The organism is uncultured Gulosibacter sp. (assembly GCF_963509965.1).
Taxonomy (GTDB): Bacteria; Actinomycetota; Actinomycetes; order Actinomycetales; family Microbacteriaceae; genus Gulosibacter.
The window spans coordinates 49,180-73,067 of the sequence record NZ_CAUPDE010000011.1 but is presented as its reverse complement, the minus strand read 5'-3'; the positions used below and the strand labels follow the sequence as shown (position 1 = coordinate 73,067).

15 protein-coding genes are annotated in these 23,888 nt (G+C 62.8%); 11 read left to right on the top strand and 4 right to left on the bottom strand.

From position 1 onward, the window contains the following. The first annotated feature begins 218 nt into the window (after positions 1-218). On the top strand, positions 219-2,519 hold the full coding sequence (locus tag RQ865_RS07990; RefSeq protein ID WP_311478686.1) for an ABC transporter permease subunit: 2,301 nt from the start codon (positions 219-221) through the stop codon (positions 2,517-2,519). A 10-nt stretch (positions 2,520-2,529) separates the two neighbouring features. Next, complete coding sequence (locus tag RQ865_RS07985; RefSeq protein ID WP_311478685.1) at positions 2,530-3,351, top strand: amino acid ABC transporter ATP-binding protein; 822 nt, start codon at positions 2,530-2,532, stop codon at positions 3,349-3,351. 507 nt (positions 3,352-3,858) lie between these two features. Here RQ865_RS07985 and RQ865_RS07980 read toward each other — a convergent pair. The 4 genes from RQ865_RS07980 to RQ865_RS07965 form a co-directional block, all read right to left on the bottom strand. Continuing rightward, positions 3,859-4,803, bottom strand: coding sequence for a zinc-binding dehydrogenase (locus tag RQ865_RS07980; RefSeq protein WP_311478684.1), 945 nt, complete (start codon positions 4,801-4,803; stop codon positions 3,859-3,861). Positions 4,804-5,301: 498 nt separating this feature from the next. Next, entirely contained in the window at positions 5,302-6,045 is a 744-nt protein-coding gene (locus RQ865_RS07975) for an alpha/beta hydrolase (RefSeq protein ID WP_311478683.1), read from the bottom strand. After that, on the bottom strand, positions 6,042-10,277 hold the full coding sequence (gene hrpA / locus RQ865_RS07970; protein ID WP_311478681.1) for an ATP-dependent RNA helicase HrpA: 4,236 nt from the start codon (positions 10,275-10,277) through the stop codon (positions 6,042-6,044). The genes RQ865_RS07975 and hrpA overlap by 4 nt, the downstream gene beginning before the upstream one ends. A gap of 48 nt (positions 10,278-10,325) precedes the next feature. Further along, positions 10,326-11,174, bottom strand: a complete 849-nt coding sequence (locus RQ865_RS07965) for an aldo/keto reductase (RefSeq protein WP_311478680.1) — start codon at positions 11,172-11,174, stop codon at positions 10,326-10,328. Positions 11,175-11,249: 75 nt separating this feature from the next. Between RQ865_RS07965 and RQ865_RS07960 the strand changes: the two genes are divergently transcribed. From RQ865_RS07960 to RQ865_RS07920, 9 genes are all read left to right on the top strand, one after another. Next, positions 11,250-13,010 carry a phospholipid carrier-dependent glycosyltransferase gene (locus RQ865_RS07960; RefSeq protein ID WP_311478679.1) on the top strand — a complete coding sequence of 587 codons (1,761 nt, stop codon included), beginning with the start codon at positions 11,250-11,252 and terminating at the stop codon, positions 13,008-13,010. 3 nt (positions 13,011-13,013) lie between these two features. Further along, positions 13,014-13,850, top strand: coding sequence for a 16S rRNA (cytidine(1402)-2'-O)-methyltransferase (gene rsmI, locus RQ865_RS07955; RefSeq protein ID WP_311478677.1), 837 nt, complete (start codon positions 13,014-13,016; stop codon positions 13,848-13,850). A 90-nt stretch (positions 13,851-13,940) separates the two neighbouring features. Beyond that, complete coding sequence (gene metG / locus RQ865_RS07950) at positions 13,941-15,494, top strand: methionine--tRNA ligase (RefSeq protein WP_311478675.1); 1,554 nt, start codon at positions 13,941-13,943, stop codon at positions 15,492-15,494. Position 15,495: 1 nt separating this feature from the next. Next, on the top strand, positions 15,496-16,443 hold the full coding sequence (locus tag RQ865_RS07945) for a TatD family hydrolase (protein ID WP_311478674.1): 948 nt from the start codon (positions 15,496-15,498) through the stop codon (positions 16,441-16,443). Continuing rightward, on the top strand, positions 16,440-17,342 hold the full coding sequence (gene rsmA / locus RQ865_RS07940) for a 16S rRNA (adenine(1518)-N(6)/adenine(1519)-N(6))-dimethyltransferase RsmA (protein WP_311478672.1): 903 nt from the start codon (positions 16,440-16,442) through the stop codon (positions 17,340-17,342). Before RQ865_RS07945 ends, rsmA begins: the two co-directional genes overlap by 4 nt. A 90-nt stretch (positions 17,343-17,432) precedes the next feature. Continuing rightward, positions 17,433-18,353, top strand: coding sequence for a 4-(cytidine 5'-diphospho)-2-C-methyl-D-erythritol kinase (locus RQ865_RS07935; RefSeq protein ID WP_311478670.1), 921 nt, complete (start codon positions 17,433-17,435; stop codon positions 18,351-18,353). A 109-nt stretch (positions 18,354-18,462) separates the two neighbouring features. Further along, the gene (locus RQ865_RS07930; protein ID WP_311478668.1) at positions 18,463-20,352 is read left to right on the top strand and encodes a GTPase; all 1,890 of its coding nucleotides are present in this window, start codon (positions 18,463-18,465) and stop codon (positions 20,350-20,352) included. A 71-nt stretch (positions 20,353-20,423) separates the two neighbouring features. Further along, positions 20,424-22,418, top strand: a complete 1,995-nt coding sequence (locus RQ865_RS07925; RefSeq protein ID WP_311478667.1) for an Hsp70 family protein — start codon at positions 20,424-20,426, stop codon at positions 22,416-22,418. Beyond that, positions 22,415-23,863, top strand: coding sequence for a dynamin family protein (locus RQ865_RS07920; RefSeq protein ID WP_311478666.1), 1,449 nt, complete (start codon positions 22,415-22,417; stop codon positions 23,861-23,863). The genes RQ865_RS07925 and RQ865_RS07920 overlap by 4 nt, the downstream gene beginning before the upstream one ends. The last annotated feature ends 25 nt before the right edge of the window (positions 23,864-23,888 follow it).

Sequence of the window (23,888 nt, the reverse complement as noted above, 5' to 3'; positions counted from 1 at the left end):
TGCGTCGGGGCAGAATCCAATTGCCGAGAAACAACAGCGCCGAATGGTCTTCGCGCGCGAATTATGTCGGCTGATATTGCTAGCTGCAAGTTGAACGGTGAAAGATTGAGGATGCATCCAGCCAAATAGCGATGCATGGCGATGTTCGCTACGGTGTGCGTGTTCGGCCGGAGCCAAAGACGGCTTCGGCGCCACCGATCTGGAGAGGAACGCCCCGCATGTCGTCCTTTATCTCTCGGTTGCAAAATCTGCGGCAGCACCGCCATGTGCTGCTGTCGTATGTTGCGGCCGCGCTCGTGCTGTTACTCACAGTGGGGAGCGCGGCCACTCTCGCGCAAGCTGCGACCGGGCACCAACCCCAACAGCAAGAGTTTGGCGACCGACCCGCCGAAGGTAAGACCTTCACCGTCGCCACCGACACCACCTTCGCACCCTTTGAATTTCAAAAAGACGGCGAGTTTGTCGGTATCGATATGGATTTGCTGCGGGCGATTGCCAAAGATCAGGGCTTCGAAGTTGAGATTCAACAGCTCGGGTTTGACGGTGCCCTGCAGGCCGTGCAGTCGGGGCAGGCGGATGCGGTGATGGCCGGGATGGGTATCACCGAAGAACGCCAAAAAACCTTTGACTTCTCAAACCCCTACTTTGAGTCGGGCATTCAGATGGCCGTCGCCCAAGACAGCGATATCAGTTCGTATGCAGATCTGGAAGGTAAATCGGTCGCGGTTAAAACCGGCACCACCGGGTATGCCTTCGCTGAAAAGCTGAGCGAAAAATATAACTTCAAACTCAACTCGTTCCAAGACTCGGCCGATATGTATAACGATGTCGCTGCCGGAAACTCGGCAGCGGCATTCGAAGACTCACCGGTGCTGCAATTTGGTATCGAATCTGGCAACGTGCCGCTGAAAATCGCGAGCGAACCCGAATCGGGTGACCAATACGGTTTCGCCGTGCTCAAGGGTAAGAACCCCGAACTTATTGCCGCATTCAACCTCGGTCTTAAAAACGTCACCGAATCGGGTGAATACCAAAAGATACTCGAAAAATACCTCGGCGAAAACGCTCCCGATACCACCAAGCTGGCCGGTGGCGGCACCACGCTCGGTAATCGGCAGATTATCGACAACGGCCCCGGAACCCTGCCCGAGCATCCCAACTTCGCGATCGACACACCAAAAACCAACGGCAAGTTTGTAGTTGCCACCGACATCACCTTCGCCCCCTTCGAATTCGTCGAAAACGGTGAACTCGTCGGTATCGATATGGACCTGCTGCGCGCCATCGCCGCAAACCAGGGCTTCGAGGTCGAAATCCGTCAGCTCGGGTTCGACGGTGCACTCAGCGCGGTGCAATCGGGGCAGGCAGACGCGGTGATGGCCGGGATGGGTATCACCGAAGAGCGTCAAAAAACCTTCGACTACTCCGACCCCTACTACGAGTCGGGCATCCAAATGGGTGTCGCCAAAGACAGCGACATCAAGTCCTATGAAGACCTCGAAGGTAAATCGGTGGCCGTAAAAACCGGCACCACCGGTTACGAATTCGCCACCGAGCTGTCGAAAAAACACAACTTCAAGGTCAACGCCTTCCAAGACTCGGCCGACATGTACAACGATGTCGCCACCGGCAACTCGGCAGCCACTTTTGAAGACTCGCCGGTGCTGCAGTACGGCATCGCCAGCGGTAACGTGCCGCTCGAAATCGCCAACGACCCCGAACCCGGCAGCGACTACGGCTTCGCCGTGCTCAAGGGCAAAAACCAAGAACTGATCGAAATGTTCAACGAGGGGCTGCAGAACGCTAAAGACACCGGCGTCTACCAGCTCATCCTCGACCGCTACCTCAAGGCCGAAGGTGCCGATGACGGCGGCCTTCTCGGGCTGCTGCAAAGCGCAATGCCGGGCCTGATGAAGGGTCTTGGTTACACACTGCTGGCCACCGCGCTGTCGATCTTTTTCGCACTGATCGTCGGAACGATCTTCGGTGTGCTGAAGCTCTCGTCGAATATTTTCCTGCGCGGGCTGTCATCGGCATACGTGAACATCTTCCGCGGCACCCCGGTGATCGTGCAGGCGTTCTTCTTCTACTTCGGTGTGCCAACTGCGCTCGGCACCAACATTGACGTGCTCACCGCGGGTGTGATCACCCTGGCGCTCAACGCCGGTGCCTACATCACCGAAATCGTGCGCGGCGCCGTGCAATCAGTCGACCCGGGGCAGATGGAAGCGGCACGCTCGCTGGGCCTCGGCTGGGGTAAATCGATGCAGAAAGTCGTGATGCCGCAGGCGCTGAAGATCATGACACCCAACCTCATCAACCAGCTCATCATCACCCTGAAAGACACCTCGCTGCTGTCGGTGCTCGGATTCGCCGAGCTCACCTACCAGGGCCGCATCGTTATCGCGAGCACATTCCGATCGCTCGAGATCTGGCTGCTCGTTGGCCTGATGTACTTCATCGTCATCTGGCTGCTGACCATGCTGTCGAACTGGTTCGACCGGAAGTTCAACAAGTAGGAGCGCACACATGACCACACAAAACGACACCAATAGTGAGCGCAGCCCAGAAACCAAACACGCGCTCTACACCCGCCCCATCCGCACCGTGCCCGAAGGCACCCCGCCGATCGTGGTGCGCGACCTGCACAAAAGTTTCGGCCGCAACGAGGTGCTCAAGGGCATCAATATGGAGGTCGCCGACGGTGAAGTGGTGGCCATCATCGGCCCCTCGGGATCGGGTAAATCGACGCTGCTGCGCTGCCTGAACCGGCTCGAGGATGTCACCAGCGGCGAAGTGCTCATCGAGGGCAACAACATCGCGGCAGCCAAGGGCAGAGACCTCGACAAGATTCGCCAGCAGGTTGGCATGGTGTTCCAGCACTTCAACCTGTTCCCGAACATGACGGTGCTCGAAAACGTTGCCATGGCGCCGACCGAGCTGAAGAGAATGTCGCGCGCCGAAGCGGTTGAGCGGGCCAGACGGCTGCTCGATCGAGTGGGGCTTGACGATAAAGCGGATGCGCGCCCGGCGCAGCTTTCGGGCGGACAGAAACAGCGCGTGGCGATCGCGCGGGCCCTGGCGATGGCGCCCGACATCATGCTCTTCGACGAGGCCACCAGCGCCCTCGATCCAGAGATGGTGGGTGAGGTGCTGCAGGTGATCCGAGACCTCGCCGACTCGGGAATGACCATGGTGCTGGTAACGCACGAGATGGGCTTTGCCCGCGAAGTTGCCGACCGGGTCGTATTTATGGCCGAGGGCGTCGTTGTCGAAACGGATGCGCCGGAGGTCATTTTCGACTCGCCGCGAGAGGAACGCACCCGAGACTTCCTCGCGAAGGTGCTCTAACCGCACCCGGTTTAGCCAGCAGGGGTCTCGCCGCGCGAGGCCCCGCTGCTTTTCCGCCTGCCGCAGCCTTGCCTTCGCCTTGCCGTAGTCTTGCCCGCCTAGCCCCGACCCAGGCGCAGTAGCCCTGTCTGCATCCGCAGCCCTGCAGATTTTTGTTTCCTGGCCTCGGAATTTTGTTTCCTGACTGCAGAAATTTGGCTGCAAAATCGGAGGAATCCGGCTGTTTTGCGGTGATAAAACCTGTTTTGCAGTCAAAAAACAGTTTTCTGATTTCAGGAAACAAAAATCCGTACCGGGATGCAGCGCACCGGGATGCAGTCAGGAAACAATATTCTGAGGGGCACTCGGCAGGATGCGGCGGGGATGCGGCACGCTGGCAGGGATGCGCGGAGGAGCATGGCCTGAAACGGCGACGGGCCGGCTGCGTGCATCCGAATGGATGCAGCACAACCGGCCCGCGGGGGATGCACAGCGATCAGCAGTCGCACCGAACCCGCGCCCTGCGAACTATTCGGCGATCTTGGCAACCAAGCGACCGTTCACCTGGTGAGCCTTGAGACGCTCGATGCCCTCAGCGATCTGCTCGAAGTCGATGGTCTCGATAGCGGGGGTAAGGTCGCCCGAAGCCATCCACTTCATAACCGAAGCGATGTCTTCCATCGAACCACCGTTCGATCCCACAACCTCAACCTGGTTGAGGATCATGGTGTTGGTGTTCAGGGTGGCCTCAAGCCGCCCCATACCGACGATCACCACACGACCCTGGAACTTCACGGTCTCGACTGCGGCGGCGGTGGTGGTGCCGAAACCGGCGAAGTCGACGATGACATCGAGCTGGTCATCCTTGAACTCGCTGATGTCCTTGGCGACCTTAACTGCGCCAGCAGCCTTGGCATGCTCCCAAATATCTTCCTTAATCTCGGCGACGTACACCTCAGCGCCTTCGAGGTGGGCGAGGCGGGCGCCGATCTGACCGAGGCCACCGTAACCGATGATGCCGACCTTCATGCCGGCCTTCACCTGACCCTTGCCCAGCACAGCACCGGCCGAGGTCATCCCGGCATCGGTGGCGGCAGCGGCGAGGGCGAAATCGAGGCCCTCTGGCATGCGGATGAGCTGCTCAGTCGAGGCAGCCACACGCTCTTCCCAGCCACCGTTTTTGCCGTAGCCGAACGGACCAACCATGGGGTAGACGGCAACTGCGTCGCCTATCTTCCACTCGGTCACGCCCTCGCCAACCTCGGTGATCACACCGGCAGTCTCGTGGCCCGGCACAACCGGCAAGCTGGGGAACAGACCCATCCAGCCCTCGTCTTCGAGGATGCCGACATCCGAGCGGCAAAGGCCAGCGGCTTTCACGTCGATGACAACTTCGCCGGCGCCGGCGGTGGGCTCTTCAATGTCGACGCGCTCGAACGGTTTGCCGGTGCCGTGGAAATACCAAGCCTTCATGAGGGGGACTCCTTCTTGCTCACGCCTCGGAGCGTCGCCCCGAGGGCACTTACTGCGGTAATACCACCGTATCGGCAGCTGATGTTGGCAGGCTGGACAGCCTCAGAACGTGGCTAAACACCCGTCGAAGATGCACACCCGGCCGCATCCTGCCCGCATGCCCGCTGTTCTGCATCCGGGCCTTTCCCGCACCAACCTCAGATTTTTGTTTCCTGACATCAGATTTTTGTTTCCTGACTGCAGAAATTTGGCTGCAAAACCGGCAGCTGCAGGCTGTTTTGCGGCGATAACGCCTGTTTTGCAGTCAAAAATCAGTTTTCTGATTTCAGGAAACAAAAATCCGCACGGAAATGCAGCCAGGAAACAAAAATCCGCACGGGCCACGCAGGCGGATGCGGGGCCACGCAGGCGGATGCGGGGCAACCGGGGTGCAGGGCACAGGGATGCGGGGCCACGCTGGCGGGTGCAGGACAACAGGGCTGCAGATTTGTACAGCAGTCAGGCGCTCGCGCGCGCGTGCGTCAGGATGAGCCGCGCGATCGCTTCGGGGCGACGCAGCATCGCCTCGTGTCCGCAACCGTGCACCTCACTGAACCGGCCCTGCGGCAGCAGATCGGCTACCAAGCGGCACCAGCGATATGAGCACACGCGGTCGCGGCGCCCGCGAATCACCAGCGTCGGCTGCGGCACATGCGGTAGAACGTCCGCCATCCGGTGTTGCAGCATCGTGCGCAGTTTGCCGATCATCCACCGTGGCCCGGCCTGCAGGTAGTACCGCAGCCCGAGCCACAGCACGCGCGCCGACTCATCGGCAAGATCAACCATCAGCAGCCCCGCCTGCTGCCAGGCACTGTTCCGTTTCGGGTTCACCGTGGGTGAGATCAGCACCCCCGCAGCCACAAGATCGGGACGATGCCGCATCGTTTCGGCCACCACCTGGGTGCCCATCGAGTGCCCAACCAGCACCACGCCCGGTAGCTGCAACTCGGCAAGAAAGGCCGCCAATAGCTCTCCGGTTTCAGCAATCGTGGTGGCTTTCTCGGGCTCTGGCGATTCGCCGAAACCGGGTAGATCAACGAGCACCAGCTCGCCGTGGCGGGCCAGAAACTCGGCCGTTTCTTCAAACACGAGGTGCCCCATACCGATGCCGTGCACGAGCACAAACGTCATCTCGGCGGGCTCGCCCACCCGCCAATAGGCCATCGCTCGTTCGTCATGGCGAAACCATTGCACTGCGGTCATTGTTCCACCTCGGCCAGTGCTTTGCGGATGCGTTTGAGTGAGACGGTCTCGGCGGTGCCGAGCTGTTGGGCGAACAGGCTCACCCGCAGCTCTTCGAGCAGCCACCGCACTCGCAGCAGCCGCGTGGATGCGGTCAGTGGCGCCGGTAGGGTGCCGCCGGCCTGGCGGTACAGTTCGGCGGCCTGCAGATATTCGGTCATGCCCACCCGCTCGATTGCGGCGCTCGTGCCGAGCCGCTCCACGCGGTGTGTGGCTGCGCGCAGATACCGGGGCAGGTGGCGCAGTTGCAACATACCGGTGCGCGACACAAAACCGTCGAATACCAGCGCCGCCAGCTGTTCACGAACATCCTGCAGCGATGCCAGGTGGGCGAGCGCGTTCGTGTTCTTCACCGCTAGCGTGGCTTCGCGGTGGGCTTGTAACACTTCGGCCACGAGCTTCGCGGCGGCAAACATGCTGTCGACGAGCCCCGCATTAAACGCATCGCGCAGCGCCGCAAACGATTCGGCAGAGCGCACGGGGGCTTCGGGTAGCGCCGCGTAGGCGAGGGCAAAGAGCGTGTCATTCAGCAGCGCATCCACATTACGGTAGGGGCTCGCGGCAAGTGAGAGTTTTTCGGCTGAGGTGAGATGCGCTTGCACATAGCTCGCCGGCGAGGGCACGCTGCGGGCGAGCAGCGCCGCCACCGCCAGTGGATGCTCGCGGGCTTGATCTTGCGGGGTGGTCGCCAGCGCCAGGTCGATCCGTGACGCACCGGGATGTTCGGGGTCGGCGAGCCGCAGGGTGGGGTAGGCACGCACCACGCCGTGTTTGCGGCCGAGGTCGAAATGTTCGGGGATGGGCGTGGCCGGCCATTCGCTGAGCCCCTGCTGTTCGGTTACCGGCGCGGTGTTACCGATGGCTGCTGGCGTTGCCGGCTCGGCGGCTCGTTTCGCGTCGTGCATCGCGGCAGCTGTGGCGGTGATGCTCGCCAGCGCCTTTTCGCTCTCACGCTTGAGGCGCTGTTGGAGGGCAGTGAGGTCATACCCGGTGGCAAGCTCACGGCCGTGCTCATTGAGCACTCGGAATCGTAGCTGCAGGTGCTCGGGCACTCGGTCGAGGTCGAACTCTGACGCCGTGAACCGGATGCCGCCGGCGCGCTGCAGCTGTTCGTGCAGCACTGCAACAAGCGTGCCCGGAACCAGTTCGTCGCGGTCGGGGCGCACTTCACCAATTGCGGCGAGCATCCGCTGCGCCCAATCGTTTGCGGGCACGAAGTTGCGGCGGGTGGCTTTGGGTAGCGAACGCAAAAGTGCGGTGATGAGTTCGGCACGCATTCCCGGCACGCCCCAATCGAAGCCTTCATCGCGCAACCTGGCAAGTAGCGCCAGCGGCACAGTGGCGGTGACACCGTCATCACCCGCCGCCGGATCAAATCGATAGCTGAGCTTCAGCCGCTGGTCACCCTGCTTCCACTCGCGGGGAAAATCGTCTTCGCTATCGGTTTCAACTTCGGCGTCGATCAGATCGCTCTTGCGCAGTGTGAGCAGATTCGGATGCTCCTGCCGCACCTGGCGCCACCAGCGGTCAAAACTTGCCTGCGAAACGACGCGTTCGGGAACCCGCTCAGCAAAGAAGTCAATCAGCTGCTGCTCACTGACGAGCCCATACTGGCGGGTGCGATGCTCGAGCTGTTCAAGCTCGGCAAACAGCTGCTTATTGCGCCGCTCAAACGGATAGCGTCCGGTCCAATCGCCGCGCACCAGCGCGTGTTCAATAAATAGTTCGTGGGCGTGCACCGGGTCGGTTGCCGCGAGCGATACGCGCCGTCCCCGCACGAGCGGCACCCCGTAGAGCGTCACCGATTCGAGCGCCACCGCCTGGCCCTGCTTGCGTTCCCAGTGCGGGTCGGACAGCTGCCGCTTCACGAGCGGCCCGCCAAGCTCTTCTGCCCACGCCGGGTTGATCTTCGCGACTGTGCGCGCGAAAAGCTGCGAGGTTTCAACCAGCTCGGCAGCCATCACCGCATCCGGTTGCGATTTCGCGAGCCCCGAACCGGGGAAGATGCGGAAGCGTGTGGAGCGGGCACCTCGATAGTCGCGCTTGAGTTCATCCCGCACCCCGATATGACTGAGTAGCCCCGCCAACAGTGCCTGGTGTACGCGGTCGGGGTCGGCAGCATTACCCTCGCGACGCAGCTGCACTTCGATGCCCAGCGGTCGCGCAATCTCACGCAGTTGGCGCACCAGGTCTTGCCACTCGCGCCACCGCACAAAGTTGAGAAACTCGTCTTTCATGCGGCGTTTGAGCGCGCTCGACGATAGTTCGTCGCGCAGCTCGAACAGGTAGTCCCACAGTTTCAGCAGGCTGAGAAAATCGCTCGACGGATCACGGAACCGCGTGTGTAGTTCATCGGCACGCTGGCGCTGCTCGAGGGGGCGTTCGCGCAGGTCTTGCACGGTGAGCCCGGCAACAATAATCATCACTTCGCGGGCAACACCGGCGTCGCGGGCGGCGAGCACCATGCGGGCATAGCGCGGTTCGATCGGCAGCCGAGCAAGTTCACGGCCCACTTTGGTCAGTTGTGGCAGCCCGCGCCGGTCGGGTCGGGCGCGCAGTGCCCCGAGCTCACGCAGCAGTTCGGTGCCGTCGCGCACCGCCCGCGGGTCGGGCGGGGTGAGGAACGGAAAGTCGTCGACCGCGCCCAGCCGTAGCCCGAGCATCTGCAGCAGCACGCTCGCGAGGTTCGTGCGCAGAATCTCGGGATCGGTGAACTCTGGGCGCGAATCGAAATCTTCGCGGGAATACAGGCGGATGCACACACCGGGCCGGGTGCGGCCGCTGCGGCCCGAGCGCTGGTTGGCGGATGCCTGGCTGATGGGTTCGGTTGGCAGCCGCTGCACTTTCGCGCGGGTTGAATAGCGTGAGATACGCGCCGTGCCGGTGTCGATCACATACGCGATACCGGGTACGGTCAGTGAGGTTTCGGCCACGTTGGTGGCGAGCACCACGCGGCGGCGGATGCTCGGGGCGCGTTTGGTTTCAAACACCCGGTGCTGGTCGCGTGCGCTGAGCCGGCCATACAGCGGCAGCACCTCGGTGTCGTTGCGGCCACTTCTGTAAGCGCCTGCGATCGCCTCTTCGGCGTCGCGAATCTCGCGCTCACCGGGAAGGAATACCAGCACATCGCCGGGAGCTTCGGCTTCAAGCTCGCGCAGCGCCGCGATGATCGCCTCGTTGACATCGCGATCTTCGCGCGGTGACTCGGTGGCGGGCCGGGGCCTTGGCGGACGGTTGACTGCGGCTGGCTGCGCCGGTGCTGGTGTCGCAGCTGCGGGTGCCGGGCCCGGCCGCTTCTCACCCCGCAGCTCGGCAAGATGCGCAGCCCGCTCGGCCGCAAACAGCGCCTTTTCGGCTTCGGTGCGTTCGCGGCGGTATTTCGCCATCGCCCGCGCCCGCTCCGAAAGCGTCATACTCTCGGTGTTGGGCGGTTCGGGTAGCTTTACCGCCGGTGCAGGTGGCTGCTCGGGTTCTGGAGCGGGCTCGTTATCTGGTGCGGTGAGCGCTTCGAGCTCGGCCAGATCATATTCGTCGTCGAGGTCGATAGCCTGCGCATCCTCAAGCTCGGCGGCAAGCTCATCGGCTCGCAGCGGCCGATAGCGAATCTCCACCGGGTAGGTGCGGCCTGAAACCTCAATGATCGGTGCCGGATCGCCGGCCGCATCCGCAAAGTGTTCGGCAAATGATTCGGGATCAATCGTCGCCGAGGTGACAATCACTTTAAGATCGGGGCGCTTCGGCAGCAGCCGCTTGAGGTAGCCGAGGATGAAGTCAATGTTGAGGCTGCGCTCGTGCGCCTCGTCAATGATGATCGTGTCGTAGCGTTCGAGCATCCGGTCGTGGCTCAGCTGGGCGAGCAGGATACCGTCGGTCATCAGTTTGATGCGTGTTTGGGCACTCGATTCATCGGTGAAGCGCACCTGGTAGCCAACGAGTGTGCCGAGTGCCACATCGATCTCTTCAGCGATACGTTCGGCGATGGTGCGCGCGGCGATGCGGCGGGGCTGCGTGTGCGCAATCGAGGTGCGGCCGAGCTCGAGACAGATCTTCGGTAGCTGCGTGGTCTTCCCCGAACCGGTTTCACCAGCGACAATGACCACCTGGTGGTCACGAATCGCGGCCGCGATCTCATCGCGGCGAGCACTCACCGGCAGATCGGGGTAGCAGATGTGAGGGATGGGCGCAGCAGTCATAGCCACTCAAGCTTAGATGGGTGCCGAGCCCCGGTTGCTGGCGCGCGACTACTGTTTGATGCCAAAGGTTTCGGGGTCGGCACCCGAAACGCGTTCGCCGCGGTCGAGGTCGGCCATCGCCGACATCTCATCAATATTCAACTCAAAATCGAACAGGTCGAGGTTTTCGCGCATTCGGGCGGCGCTGGTGGTTTTCGGGAAGACGATATTGCCTAATTGCAGGTGCCAGCGCAGCACCACCTGTGCGGGAGTTTTACCGTGCGCGCTTGCGATTTCGGTGACGGTGGGCATTTCGAGCAGCCCGGCACGCCCCTGCGCGAGCGGACCCCAAGCCTCCACCGCAATCTCGTTATCGCGGCAGAACTGACGCAGCTGCGGCTGCGACATTAGCGGGTGCAGTTCGATCTGGTTGATCGCGGGGGTTTCGCCGATATCAATTAGGCGTTCGAGGTGCTCAATATTCATATTGCACACTCCGATCGAACGGGTGCGGCCGGCGTCACGCAGCTGCATGAGTTCGGCCCACGACTCGAGATAGGCGTCGGTGTTGGGCACCGGCCAATGGATGAGGTAGAGATCAACCGCATCCAGTTGCAATCGCTCAAGCGAAGCGTCGAGTGCCGCCGCAGCCTTTCCGGCGCCAAGATCGTCAATCCAGAGCTTGGTGGTGACGAACAGTTCCTCGCGCGGGATGCCGCTGGCAGTGATCGCGCGCCCGACACCGGCCTCATTGCCGTAGATGTGGGCGGTGTCGATGTGGCGGTAGCCAGCCTCGAGCGCCTCACTCACGCAGCGTTCGGTGTCTTCGGGCTCGATGCGAAAGACGCCGTATCCCAATTGCGGGATCGAGTTGCCGTCAAGTAGCGGAACCATCGGAGTGTTGTTCATGGTGACCATTGTGCGTCGAGGCGAATGAAAGGTGGCTCAGCAGACACCGAAAGTGTCGTTCGGGGGAGTGAATCCTGCGCGGATATGGCCTTTTTGTTCCCGCAGCTCACCGTCATTGCCTACGATGGCCGGGTGACATTGGCCAGCTCGACTCGTACTTCCAGCCGCTCCGGTTCGCACCAATTTGTTCCCACCGGCTCGTGGGTAGACGATCTGTGGGCGCGGCTCACCACCGATCCCGTGCGCGCTCGGCGCACCGAGTGGGTAATTATCGCTGTGCTCACCGTGGTGGCCGCGCTGATCCGATTCATTCGTCTCGGGTTCCCGCAGCGGCTGGTGTTTGACGAGGTGTACTACGTCATGGACGGCTGGTCGCTTGTCAACGTGGGCTATGAGTCGGATTATCCGGCCGAGGATGCGCGTGACCAGTTCGCGGCCGGTAACGTGAACGGATTCGATCCCGATTCGCCCTCGTATGTGGTGCATCCGCCGTTCGGTAAATTGCTGATCGGTTTTGGGATGCAGCTTTTCGGTGCCGAACATATTTGGGCATGGCGCGTGGCGGTGGCGTTCTTTGGGACGCTCGCGGTGCCGCTGATGTACCTGGTTGGCCGGAAACTCTTGGGGTCGATCGGGCTCGCGGCGATCGGCGCGGGCTTCCTCGCCCTCGACGGGCACGCGATCACCACCAGCCGGGTGTCGATTCTCGACGGGCTGCTGATGTTTTTTGTGCTGCTCGGTTTCTACTTCTTGCTGCTCGACCGTGAACAGCATGAGCGGCAACTGGTGGCTCGACTGCGGCAGTGGCGCAAACAGGCGCACCAGAAAGACGCCCGCATCCCGCTCGAGCCGGTGCCGAGTAAGTGGAGCTGGACAGTTGGTCGAAAGGGACAGCCCAACCCCACCGGCCCCGATTATGGTCCGGTGGTCTGGAATCGCCCGTGGCTAGTGGCGATGGCCGTGGCGCTCGCGCTTGCCACCGCCATCAAGATCTCGGGTGTGGTGTTTTTGGCGGCGTTCTGTCTCGCGGCGGTCGGCCTGGATGCCGCGGTGCGAAAGCGCGAGGGTGTCACGTTTTGGTGTTCGGGTGCACTGCTCAAACAAGCGCCGGTGGCGTTCGTGCTAACGATTCCGCTGGCATTGGCGACCTATCTGCTCACCTGGTGGGGATGGCTCACCACCGAGGGCGGATATTACCGGCAGTGGGCGGCCGAAGCCCCAGACCGGGCCTGGACCGGGGTGTTCGGCTGGGTGCCGCTGCCGCTACAGAGCCTGTGGCACTACCAATCGCAGACGCTGAAGTTCCACGAGGGTTTGCACGGCGACCACCCGTATATTTCAGCCGCCTACGAGTGGCCGTTCTTGCTGCGGCCCACCGCTTTCGCCTACAACTACTACGACGCGGGTGAAGCTGGCTGCGGTGCGAACGAGTGCGTTGTGGCGGTGAACTCGATTTCAAACCCGTTGATGTACTGGCTGGGAACGGTCGCGGTGGTTTTCTTGCTGCTCTACCTGTTTGTGCGACCAAACTGGCGCTATGTGCTCATCCTGGTGGGGGTTGCTGCCGGCTATTTGCCGTGGCTTCTCACCGGGCGCACCTCGGTCTACCAGTTTTATGTGATCGCCTGGCTGCCGTTTATGTATCTGGCTGCGCCGGTGGCACTGCAAACGCTCGCCGGCTCGCCGGGTGATCGCAGGCGGGGGCGCACGATTGCGGTGAACAGTGTGTTCGCGTTCTTGATCGCGGCGGTTGTGGTGTCGATCTGGTTCATGCCGATCTGGACCGGCACCATGATTCCCAAGTGGTACTGGTACACGACCATGTGGCTACCCGGGTGGCGATAGCGGATGCTCATTCTCGTTGGCACGCCGCTGGGTAACCTGGCCGACGCCTCGCAGCGGATGCGTGAAACGCTCGCGCGAGTGGCGGTGATCGCCTGCGAAGACACGCGCACCACCGCCAAACTGCTGCAATTGCTCGATGTGCATTCGCTACGCGACGCCGACAGTCGGCCGAGCCTGATCGCGCTCCACGACCACAATGAGTCGGAGCTCGCCGCCGATATTGCCCGGCTGGCGCTCGAACAGGATGTGGCGCTGGTGTCGGATGCGGGGATGCCGGGCATCAGCGACCCCGGCTACCCGGTAGTGGTGGCCTGCGCCGAAGCGGGAGTTACGGTGACGAGCGTGCCCGGGCCCACTGCGGTGGCAACCGCGTTGGCGATCTCGGGGCTTGCCACCGACCGGTTTTGTTTCGATGGTTTCGTGCCGCGCAAGGCTGGTGAGCGTGCCCGGTTGATTGCCGAACTCGACCGTGAGCCGCGCACTATCGTGCTCTACGAGTCGCCGCACCGGTTGGCCGCAACCCTCGCCGAGTTCGCCGCATCATGGCCGGGTCGGCGCGCTGCGGTGTGTCGTGAACTCACCAAGCTGCACGAGGAGGTTCGTCGCGGCACACTGCGTGAGCTCGCCGATTGGGCTGTGGCGGGCGTGCGCGGTGAGGTCGTTATCGTGCTCGCGGGTGCCAAACCAGAAGACGTGAGCCTCGAGGCGGCTGCGGCGCGCACGCTCGAACTTGCTTTATCGGGGATGCGGCTAAAGGATGCGGCAGCTGAAGTCGCGGCCGCTACCGGTCTGAGCAAGCGCGAGCTGTATCAGGCGGCGCTCGTGCAGCGCGACACTTAAACCCGAAGCCGGTCGCCACCCAGCGGCAGCGGCCGCCGCCGGGCGTCATACTGGTCGGCGAACCGCAGGTGAGCCAGTAGAATGGCCAGCATGTCTTCTGGCGCATCTTTCTACGTCACCACCCCGATCTTCTACGTCAACGACGTTCCCCACATCGGCCACGCCTATGCCGAGGTGGCTGCAGACGTGTTGGCTCGCTGGCACCGGCAGCGTGGTGATGACACCTTCTTCCTCACCGGCACCGACGAACACGGGCAGAAGATCCTGCGGTCGGCTGCGGCTAACGGTGTCTCACCGAAAGAGTGGACCGACAAGCTCGTCGAAGAAGCCTGGAAGCCGCTGCTGCAAACGCTGAACCTGTCGAACGACGATTTCATCCGCACCACCGAAGAGCGTCACGAGGTGCGTGTGCGCCGCTTCCTGCAAGACCTCTACGACGCCGGTCATATTTATGAGGATGAGTTCGAAGCGCTCTACTGCGTGGGCTGCGAAGAGTTCAAACCCGAAGCCGAAATCATCGACGGTACCGACGCCTACGAGGGGCAGAAGGTTTGCGCGATCCACTCGAAACCGCTCGAACTGTTGAGTGAGCGCAACTACTTCTTCCGGCTCGCGAACTTCCAGCAGCAGCTGCTCGACTACTACGAGGCGCACCCCGACTTCATCCAGCCGCAGGCCGCTCGTAACGAGGTCATCAGTTTCGTGCGCTCTGGGCTGCACGACCTGTCAATCTCGCGCACCAGCTTCGACTGGGGCATCAAAGTGCCGTGGGACGAATCACATGTCGTTTATGTTTGGGTTGACGCGCTGCTCAACTATGTTTCGGCGCTCAACTATGGCGACGAGGGTGAAACCAAGTTCGACCGCTACTGGCCGGCTCATCACGTTGTTGGCAAAGATATCCTTCGCTTCCACGCGGTGATTTGGCCGGCAATGCTGATGGCGGCCGGGGTGCAGCCGCCGCAGCGCGTGTTCGCAACCGGTTGGCTGCTGGTTGGTGGCGAAAAGATGTCAAAATCGAAACTCACCGGGATCGAGCCACGCGAGATCACCGATGTGTTTGGTTCGGATGCGTTCCGCTACTACTTCATGCGCGCTATCCACCTCGGCCAAGACGGCTCGTTCTCGTGGGAAGACCTCAACGCCCGCTACCACGCCGAACTCGCCAATGGTTTCGGCAACCTCGCGTCGCGAGTGCTGGCGATGGTGCGCAAATACTTTACCGGCACCCTGCCTGCCGGTATCGTTGCCGACCGCGAGATTCATGATCTAGCCGAGCGCAGCATCCGCGAAGCCGAGGCCGCTATCGACCGATTCGCGGTCGACCAGGCGATTGCCGAGGTGTGGCAGCTGGTGGATGCGCTCAACGGCTACATCACCGAACAGCAGCCGTGGGTGCTCGCCAAGGATGAATCGCAGCGCGAGCGTCTGGCCCAAGTGCTGACCACCGCCGTGTGGGGGCTCGGGGTGCTGGCGGTGCTGCTGCACCCGGTGATCCCGATCGCGGCTGAAAAACTCTGGGCGGCGCTGCACACCGAGGGGAGCCTCAGCGACCAGCGGGTGGCCGAAGCTCTCAACTGGAAGTCGGACGGCACCGTCGGTGAGCTGCCGGCGCTTTTTCCACGCGTCGAACAGGACGCCTAGTTTGGCAACGCCCACTCGTCGCAGCGGCATTGCCGAGACCGGTCACCACCGCGAACTCAAGTATCCCGAGGTGCCCGAACCTCTTGGCACGGCCTGCTACGACAACCACACGCACCTGCAGATTGAAGACGGCGAGGTGGGCCTCAGCGTCACCGAGCATATGGATCTGGCTGCCGAGGCGAATATTCTCGGGGCGATCACCGTGGCCGGTGATGTGCCGTCGAGCCGCTGGCAGGTTGCGGCTGCGCAAACCGAGCCGCGGCTACTGGCAGCGGTCGCCATCCACCCCAACGAGGCACCCGCTTATGCCGCCGGCACCGCGGCTGACGGGTACAGTCTTGATGAGGCGCTCGCCCAGATTGATGCACTCGCTGCGCACGAGCGCGTCGCCGCGATCGGTGAAACCGGGCTCGACTTCTTCCGCACCACCGATGCGGCCGGTATTGCCGCTCAATACGAATCGTTCGCGGCCCATATTGAGCTCGCCAAACGTCACCACTTGCCGATGCAGATCCACGACCGCGACGCGCACGATGAGGTGGTCGCAACCCTCAGACGCGAGGGTGCCCCCGCCGGTACGGTGTTTCACTGTTTTTCGGGCGATGCTGAACTGGCGAAACTTGCTGCCGATGAGGGCTGGTACCTTTCGTTTGCCGGAACCGTGACGTTCAAAAATGCGCCGCAATTGCGCGAGGCACTCGAGGTGACGCCGCCCGAGCGCATCCTGGTTGAAACCGATGCGCCATTCCTCACCCCGATGCCGTTTCGAGGCCGCCCGAACGCGCCGTATCTCATCCCCATTACGCTGCGATTTATGGCCGCGCATCTGGGAGTAGACGTCGATGAATTGGCCGCGCAGGTGGCGAAAAACACGCTCGATCTCTACGGCCCCTTTGCGCCCGAAGCGCGCAAGCAGTGGCTCGCCACCACCGCACGGGGTGCTCGATGACCGAACGCGTTGAGTTTGCCGACGATGTGCGGCTGCTCGGGCCCGCCGAAGTGCGTGAGCTCGCGGGGGCTGTCGGGGTGCATCCCACCAAAAAGCTCGGCCAAAACTTTGTGCACGATCACGGTACGGTGCGTCGCATCGTTGGCCTGGCGCGGGTTGCCCACGGCGAACATGTGCTCGAAGTCGGTCCGGGGCTGGGGTCGCTGACGCTGGCGCTGCTGGCAGCGGGAGCCGAGGTCACCGCCATCGAGATCGATGCGCGTTTGGCTCGGCAGCTGCCCGAAACGGTTGCGGCGATGGCTCCGAACGCCGCGTCGAGGCTGAACGTTATCGAGCAGGATGCGTTGAAAATCACCGATGTTGATGGCGAACCCGTGGCGCTGGTGGCGAACCTGCCGTACAACGTCTCGGTGCCGGTGCTGCTCCACCTGCTGCCGCTACTGCCCTCGCTGCGCCGAGGAGTGGTGATGGTGCAGCGCGAAGTGGGGGAGCGGATCGCGGCCGAACCCGGCTCGCGGGTGTACGGCGCGCCGAGCGTGAAGGCCGCCTGGTTCGGCAACTGGAAGACGCTCGGGCTTGTTGGCCGCAAAGTGTTTTGGCCGGTGCCGAATGTCGATTCGGTGCTCGTTTCGTTCACTGTCGGGGATGTGCGCGGTGACGATGAGCTGCGCGAACGCACCTTCAAACTTGTTGATGCAGCGTTTGCGCAGCGGCGCAAGATGCTGCGACAGGCGCTTGCCCAAAGCTTCGGATCGGCTGCGGCTGCCAGCCGGGCGCTGCTGGCCGCAGGTATCGCCCCGACAGCTCGGGGCGAATCGCTCACAATCGACGATTATGTTGCGCTGGCCCGAGTCGATATCGACACACTGCCCGGCGACGACGCGCAGGCATCCGAGTAACGCCTTGCGCTGGCCCGAGCCGCCCGTGTGCGGGGGATAGCTTCGAGCTGGCGCGCTATTCACTCAGCGCGCCCGGCCTAGGGTGGAAATATGAGTGAAGCCGTCATCGTTCGCGCTCCCGGAAAGATCAATCTTGCGCTCTCGGTGGGGCCGCTTGCCGCTGACGGTTACCACCCGCTGGCAACGGTGTTCCTCGCGGTTGGGCTCTACGAGTATGTCGCCGCCGAACCAGCCGACACACTGAGTCTCGAGTTTGATCCCACCTCACCCATTCCCGTTGCCGAGCTACCAACCGACGAGTCCAATCTCGTGATCCGTGCCGCAACGCTATTGGCCGAGACGACCGGCCACAGGGCCGGTGCCCGGCTGCGGGTGAAGAAATACGTCCCGGTAGCTGGCGGTATGGGAGGAGGGTCGGCAGATGCTGCAGCGACCCTGGTGGCCTGTAACGAGCTGTGGGGTACGAACCTCACCCGCACCGATCTGGAATCGTTGGCGGCGCAGCTGGGCAGCGATGTACCCTTCGCGCTGAGTGGTGGCGCCGCAATCGGTACCGGTCGTGGCGATCAGCTGGCGCGCACCCTGGTTGGTGGTGAACTGCACTGGGTGCTGCGCTTTAATCATCTTGGCATCTCAACCCCGGCCGCCTATCGGGCGCTTGACGAACATCGAGAAAAGTTTGCCGACCATCTCGGCCCGACCTCCGACCCCGAAATCGACCCGGCCCTGCTGCAGGCCCTGCGCACGGGCGATGTGCGGGCGCTAGCGCCGCAGCTGACCAACGACCTGCAGGCACCGGCGCTGCGGATGCGACCAGAACTGACAGCAGCACTGGCTGCGGGAGAGCATGCCGGGGCACTCACCGGGATCGTGTCTGGTTCGGGGCCGACGCTCGCATTCCTCGCCCGAGACGCACACGACGCCGCGGCGATTGCCGAACGGTTACGCGGTGCCGGGCACAGCGTGGCACAGGTGACAAGCCCCGCAGAGGGCGCCGCTCGATGCTGTTGATTGCTGTGCTACCAGCCGGCTGACCTGGCGAAATCATCGTTGCGGCCGATAGTGATTACACCGTCGGTTCAGTAGCGGGCGCGACCGAAAACCAAGTAGCGTAATCGGTATGAGTTCGAGTGCCGACGCTGCAACGCCCAGTTCGTCGGCCGCAAATCACTCTGCTGAGCCCGCTCGCAAGCCGAACCCGGCTACGGTTGCCTTTCGCAAACTTGGCGAGGCAGCCAAACGGCTGGGGCTGCAGGATGAGTTCGCCGGCATTGTGCAGATGATTCGGGAATCACGCGGCCGACCGCCGAGCATTGTCGTGGTTGGCGAGGTTAACCGCGGAAAATCCACGCTCGTGAACTCGCTGCTGGCGTCGGCACAGCTGGCGCCCACCGGGCCGAGCGCGGTAACCGCCTTGGCGGTGAACTACGAGGTGGCCAGCGACAATTTTCCCTTGGGAATCGCCGAGCTCGAGTTCCCGCAGCCGCCGAACCGTCGCCGCATCCCCGCCGCCGAACTACCGGATTGGATCAGGCTTGACTCACCGGTGCTGATGAACGCTGATCCGGCGCCGCTGCAGGCATCGCAGGCGGTGCGGCCCGGATTTTTGCAGGGATGCACGATTGTCGACACTCCCGGTTCGGGTGGGTTGAGCGAGGCCTATGCGCTGCGTGCGCTTGCCCGGGCTCGAGACGCCAGCGTGCTGCTATTGGTGACCGACGCGGGTGGCCGGATTACCGAGCCGGCGCTCGACTTTCTCATGAACTGCGCCGAGCATGTCGAATCGGTGGTTGTTGCCGTCACCAAGCTCGATCTCTACCGCAATAGCTCCGAGCAGATTCTCGAAGAAAACCGACAGATTCTTTCGATCCGCTCGCCGCGCCTGGCAACTATCCCCATGGTGGTGGTATCGGGGGCATGGGGTGAACGCGCCGCTGCCGAAGCCGATCCCGAACGACGGCGGCGGTTGTTCGAAGCCAGCCGGGTTCCCGAACTTGCTGAAGCGCTTCGCAAACCGCTCGTGCGCGCGAACCAGCTGCCCACGCTCAACGCGCTGCGGCAGGGGGCTGCGCTACTTGAACAGCCGTTGATCGCACTGCAGGCCGAGCGTGAAGCGCTGGGGGGAGTGGTTGAGGCCCCCGAAGACGTCGGGCGCATCAAAGAACACCGCGAAAAACTGCTGCGCACCTTTGAAGACTCGCGTTACGACTGGGGAGCGCAGGTTGACCGCGTGCGCGTCGAACTCACCGCGGCGAACTCGCGACTCACTCGCGAGTTCGCCGCGCATTGGCGCGAACGGGTGCAGTCGAAGGGCACCGGTATCAGCGACCAGCAGGGGTTGGTGCTGCGCAATGAGCTCGCTGCCGATCTCGAGGTGAATGTGCGTCGCGCGCTGGCCGGTATCGGTCAGCGCGCCGGAGCGCTGCTCGCCGAACTCTACGCCGATGCCGGGATGGACCCCCATCGCGCGCTCTATGGCGAACTCAACCGTCGCATCACCGAGGTGGGGAATCAGCCCCGCGCCCCGATCGAACACAATGCCGCCTCGCTCGACCCGCGCACGCTGTTCTCAGGGGCCTTGATGGGGTCGGGTATTGGTTCACTCACCCTGGGTGCGCTGCTCGGGCCGCTTGGTGCGGCACTGGTGGGAATGTCGGTTATGGGAAGTCTCGGTGCGCTATTGGCGCGGCGACAGGCAAAACGGCAGTCGTTCTTGCAGACTGTCAACGACGCTACGGTCGAGCTGCGCGAGGTGCTCGACCGAGCGGTGCGCGGGGTGCTGCAGGTGGTGCAGACGGATGCGAAGAAGATTTTCGATCGTGATTTGAAAGCATCGGCCAACGCCGCCAAGGCTGAGCTTGATCGCATCGAGTCGGCGCGTCGAGCCAGCGAATCGGAGCGCAAGCAGCGACTTGCTCGACTCAATCCGCAGATCGAACAGATTCAAGATGCGATTCGTACGGCGTCGGCGGAGGTTGAACGATTAGCGCAGCCTAAGACCGAACCGTAATCCAAACCTCGTATGCTCATTCAACGTGACCCAACCACTTCTATGAAAATGTATGAGAGGAGCGTCAGCCGATGACCTGGCGACTTGCCATCGACTTTGGCACCTCGAACACCGCCGCCGCCATTGAAGCGAACGGTGTGGTTCGTCCGGTCAGCCTGTCTGACGGTGGCATCACCATGCCTTCGGCAGTGGTGCTCACTCCCTCGGGGTTTCGTGTTGGTGACGAAGCGATTAATGCGCAGCTGCGGCATCCGGATGGCTTTGAGCGCACCCCCAAAGCACTGATTGGGCGGGGCGATGTGGTACTTGGCGGCAAGATTGTCAGCCCTGAAGATCTAATCACCGAGGTGTATTCGAGTGTGCGCGCAACCGCGCTGCGCCGACAAAATAATGAACCGCCGCGAGAAGTGTGGCTAACACACCCGGTTGCCTGGGCGCCCTCGCAGATAGAGGCATTGCGTAAGGGCGCGGTAGCCGCTGGTTTCAACGTCGACACAATTCGCACCGTCTCTGAACCGATTGCCGCGGCCGCGCACTACGCCCGCAACCAGCAGGCCGCACCGGGTTCGCGGGTGGCGGTATTCGACTTTGGTGGCGGTACGCTCGACCTCGCAGTGCTCGAACGCACCCCGCAATCACCGGTGGGTTACCGCGTGCTTGCCTACGGCGGTGATCCGGTGCTGGGTGGCCGCACATTCGATGCGCGTCTGCTCGACTGGACGCTTGACACGCTTCGCTCGCGTGGGCATCAAGAACTGGCCGACCGCCTGCACCAGCCGCGCACCATGGCCGAACTGCGCGCACAGTCAGCGCTCGGAGGTGCGGTTACGGCAGCGAAAACCGAACTTTCGACCCGCCCAGACGCCGATATCTCGGTGAGCCTGGGTGAAGAGGATGCGGTGGTGACGATCACCCGCGGCGAATATGAACGCCTGATCGCAGGTGATATTGAACGTGCTGCGAAGCTGCTGCAGGGAGTGTTTGATCGCGTTTCTGGCGCCCAGCCGGCACTTGTCTACCTCACCGGTGGCTCGTCACGCACCCCGGCAATTAGCCGCATGATTCGCGAACGCACAAATTTGCAGATCGCTACACTTGACGACCCCAAGCTGGTCACCGCCGAGGGTGCGCTCTACGTGAACACCACCGGCTCTGACGGTCGTGGCCGACCGCCGCAGGCTCCGGGGCGTCCGCAGCAGCGACCCGCACCGCATCCTGTCGGTCGCCCCGGCCCGAACGGTCCGAGTCCGCAGGGGCAACCGGTCGCAAACACTACGGGCGTGCGGTTGTTGGGCCCAAACACCCCGCCCCCGGCGGGCGGCCCGCGCAACGGTGCCCCCGGCGGGCCGCGCTCGAACGGCCCGGCTCAGGGGTCGAATGTTCCGCATCCCGGGCCTTCGCGCCCCGGCACGCCCACCGGGCGGCACCCCGGTCAGCAGCCACCCAAACCTTCCCGCAAGAAGCGGCACGTACCGCTGATCATCGGGATGGTGATTCTCTCGCTCGCGGTAGTTGTCGGCCTGATCTGGGGTGGTGTGGCCATTTTCAGCGGCGGTAACACCGCCAGCCCGGCCCCGGGCGGCAAGGTCGATTGCTGGGATGGTTCAAGCGCAGAAGCCGGTAAGAACTGTCCCGAACTCACAGGCGAGGCGGGGCTCAAATGGATCGTGCCAGTCGATGATGCTTCCTGCCGTTCGTCATCGTTTGAGGCAAAAACCGCGCTCGAATGCACCTGGTACGACCAGCCCTACACATCACTGCACCTGCTCGAGTTCGACAGTGCCGACACGGCGGTCGCTTACGGCGAACGCAGCTACAACGGCTCGGGCAGCGAGTGGAGCGTCAACGGTAATTCGAACGGCACCGCCTGGGAGGGCGAGTTCAGCCAGGGAAGCGGCGGGTATTCGTATTACTACGTGTACAAAGACTTGCCGTACGGCATCTTCGTACGCTTCGACAATGATTCCAGCGGTCGGCATGGCAGCATCGACGACCTCAAAAATCGCTTCACCCCGAAGGGCTACCGAAAGGTAGCAGACGCGGTCGCGGTCGCGGATCGAGCATGAGCGCCATCAGCGCGAATGAGGGGATGCGTCGCGCAGTGTACGAACTGTGCGACGCCTTCGACCGTGTTGATCGCCCCGGAACCGGTCGGGTCACCGACATGGTGCGCAGCTCGCTCAACGACACCATTCGACTGGCGGTGGTTGGCCGCGTGAAAGCGGGTAAATCGACACTCGTGAACGCGCTCGTGGGTCGCGTTGTGGCACCGACCAGCGCTGTGGAATGCACCAAAGTCACCACCCACTACACTTTCGGCGGCCCCGAACGTGGCGAGGTGGTGCTGCGTAACGGTCAGCGGCTGCCATTCGACCTGCACAATGGTTGCCTGCCCGACACACTGCCAGCGCCCACCGAACACATTGCCCACGCAATCGTCTATCTGCAGTCGGAAATGCTGCGGGATATGACACTCATTGACACCCCGGGGCTTGCCACAACCACCACTGAGCATGCTGAGGCCACGCGCCGCGAGATACTCGGTCACGAGGGTGCCCAGGCTGCAGATGCGCTGGTGTACGTATTTCGCGATATGCCGCTGCGTGACGATCTCGAGTTCTTACACGAGTGGGGCAGCATCACCAACACTGCCGGTGACGATGCCGCGCGTGCAATTGGGGTGCTCAGCCACGCCGATACCTTTGGTGGCACCCCATGGGGCAACACCGACCCGATCGAACTGGCACGCCAGCGCGCCGAAACATTCTCGTCGCAGCACGGGGCAAACCTGGGCACGGTGGTCGCGATTGCCGGCAATATGGCCCAGGCGGCACGCACCGGGCTCGTGCGCGAAGACGACGCGAGCTCATTGGCGCAGTTGGCAGATGCTGATGACCTCGACCTCGAGCTGCGCGGTGGAGAACCGGATACGGCCATCATGCCCGGCATCTACAACCGTGAAGTGCAGCGTCTGGTCGAACTGATCGGCGAATACGGGCTTCGTCACGGTCGTCACCCGGCACAGCAGGGAGCCCGAGCGTTGAGTGATTGGCTCGAGCAAGCTTCGGGGATTGAACAGCTGCGTCGTGCGCTCGCGGTGCGTTATGTGGGGCGCTACTCGTATGTGAAAACCCGTCGCGCGCTCGAACAGCTCGAACGGTTGGCCTGGTCGAACGGGGCCCCGCCGCCGCTACGTAATCTGGTGGCCGAGGCGCGGCTGCGTCGCGAATTGCATCCGCTCAACGAGCTCGACGCGCTCGAACGATTGGCCGCAGTCGAACCCGATCACCCGCTGGTGGGGATGCTTGACCGCCAACTTGCGGGGCGAAACGACGCCGAAAAACTGGCGATGCCGCCGTCATCAACGGCACTGCAATTGCGTGACCGGGCACTGAAATGGTCGGTGGAGGCGCGTCGCGCGGCCGTCGTCGAGCCCTATCCCGAGCGGCAAAACGCCTATCAGGTGCTTGACCGCTCGTTCACGAACCTCGCACTACGCCTCAACGGTTAGCCAGTAGTTACCGGTTCATCGAGAT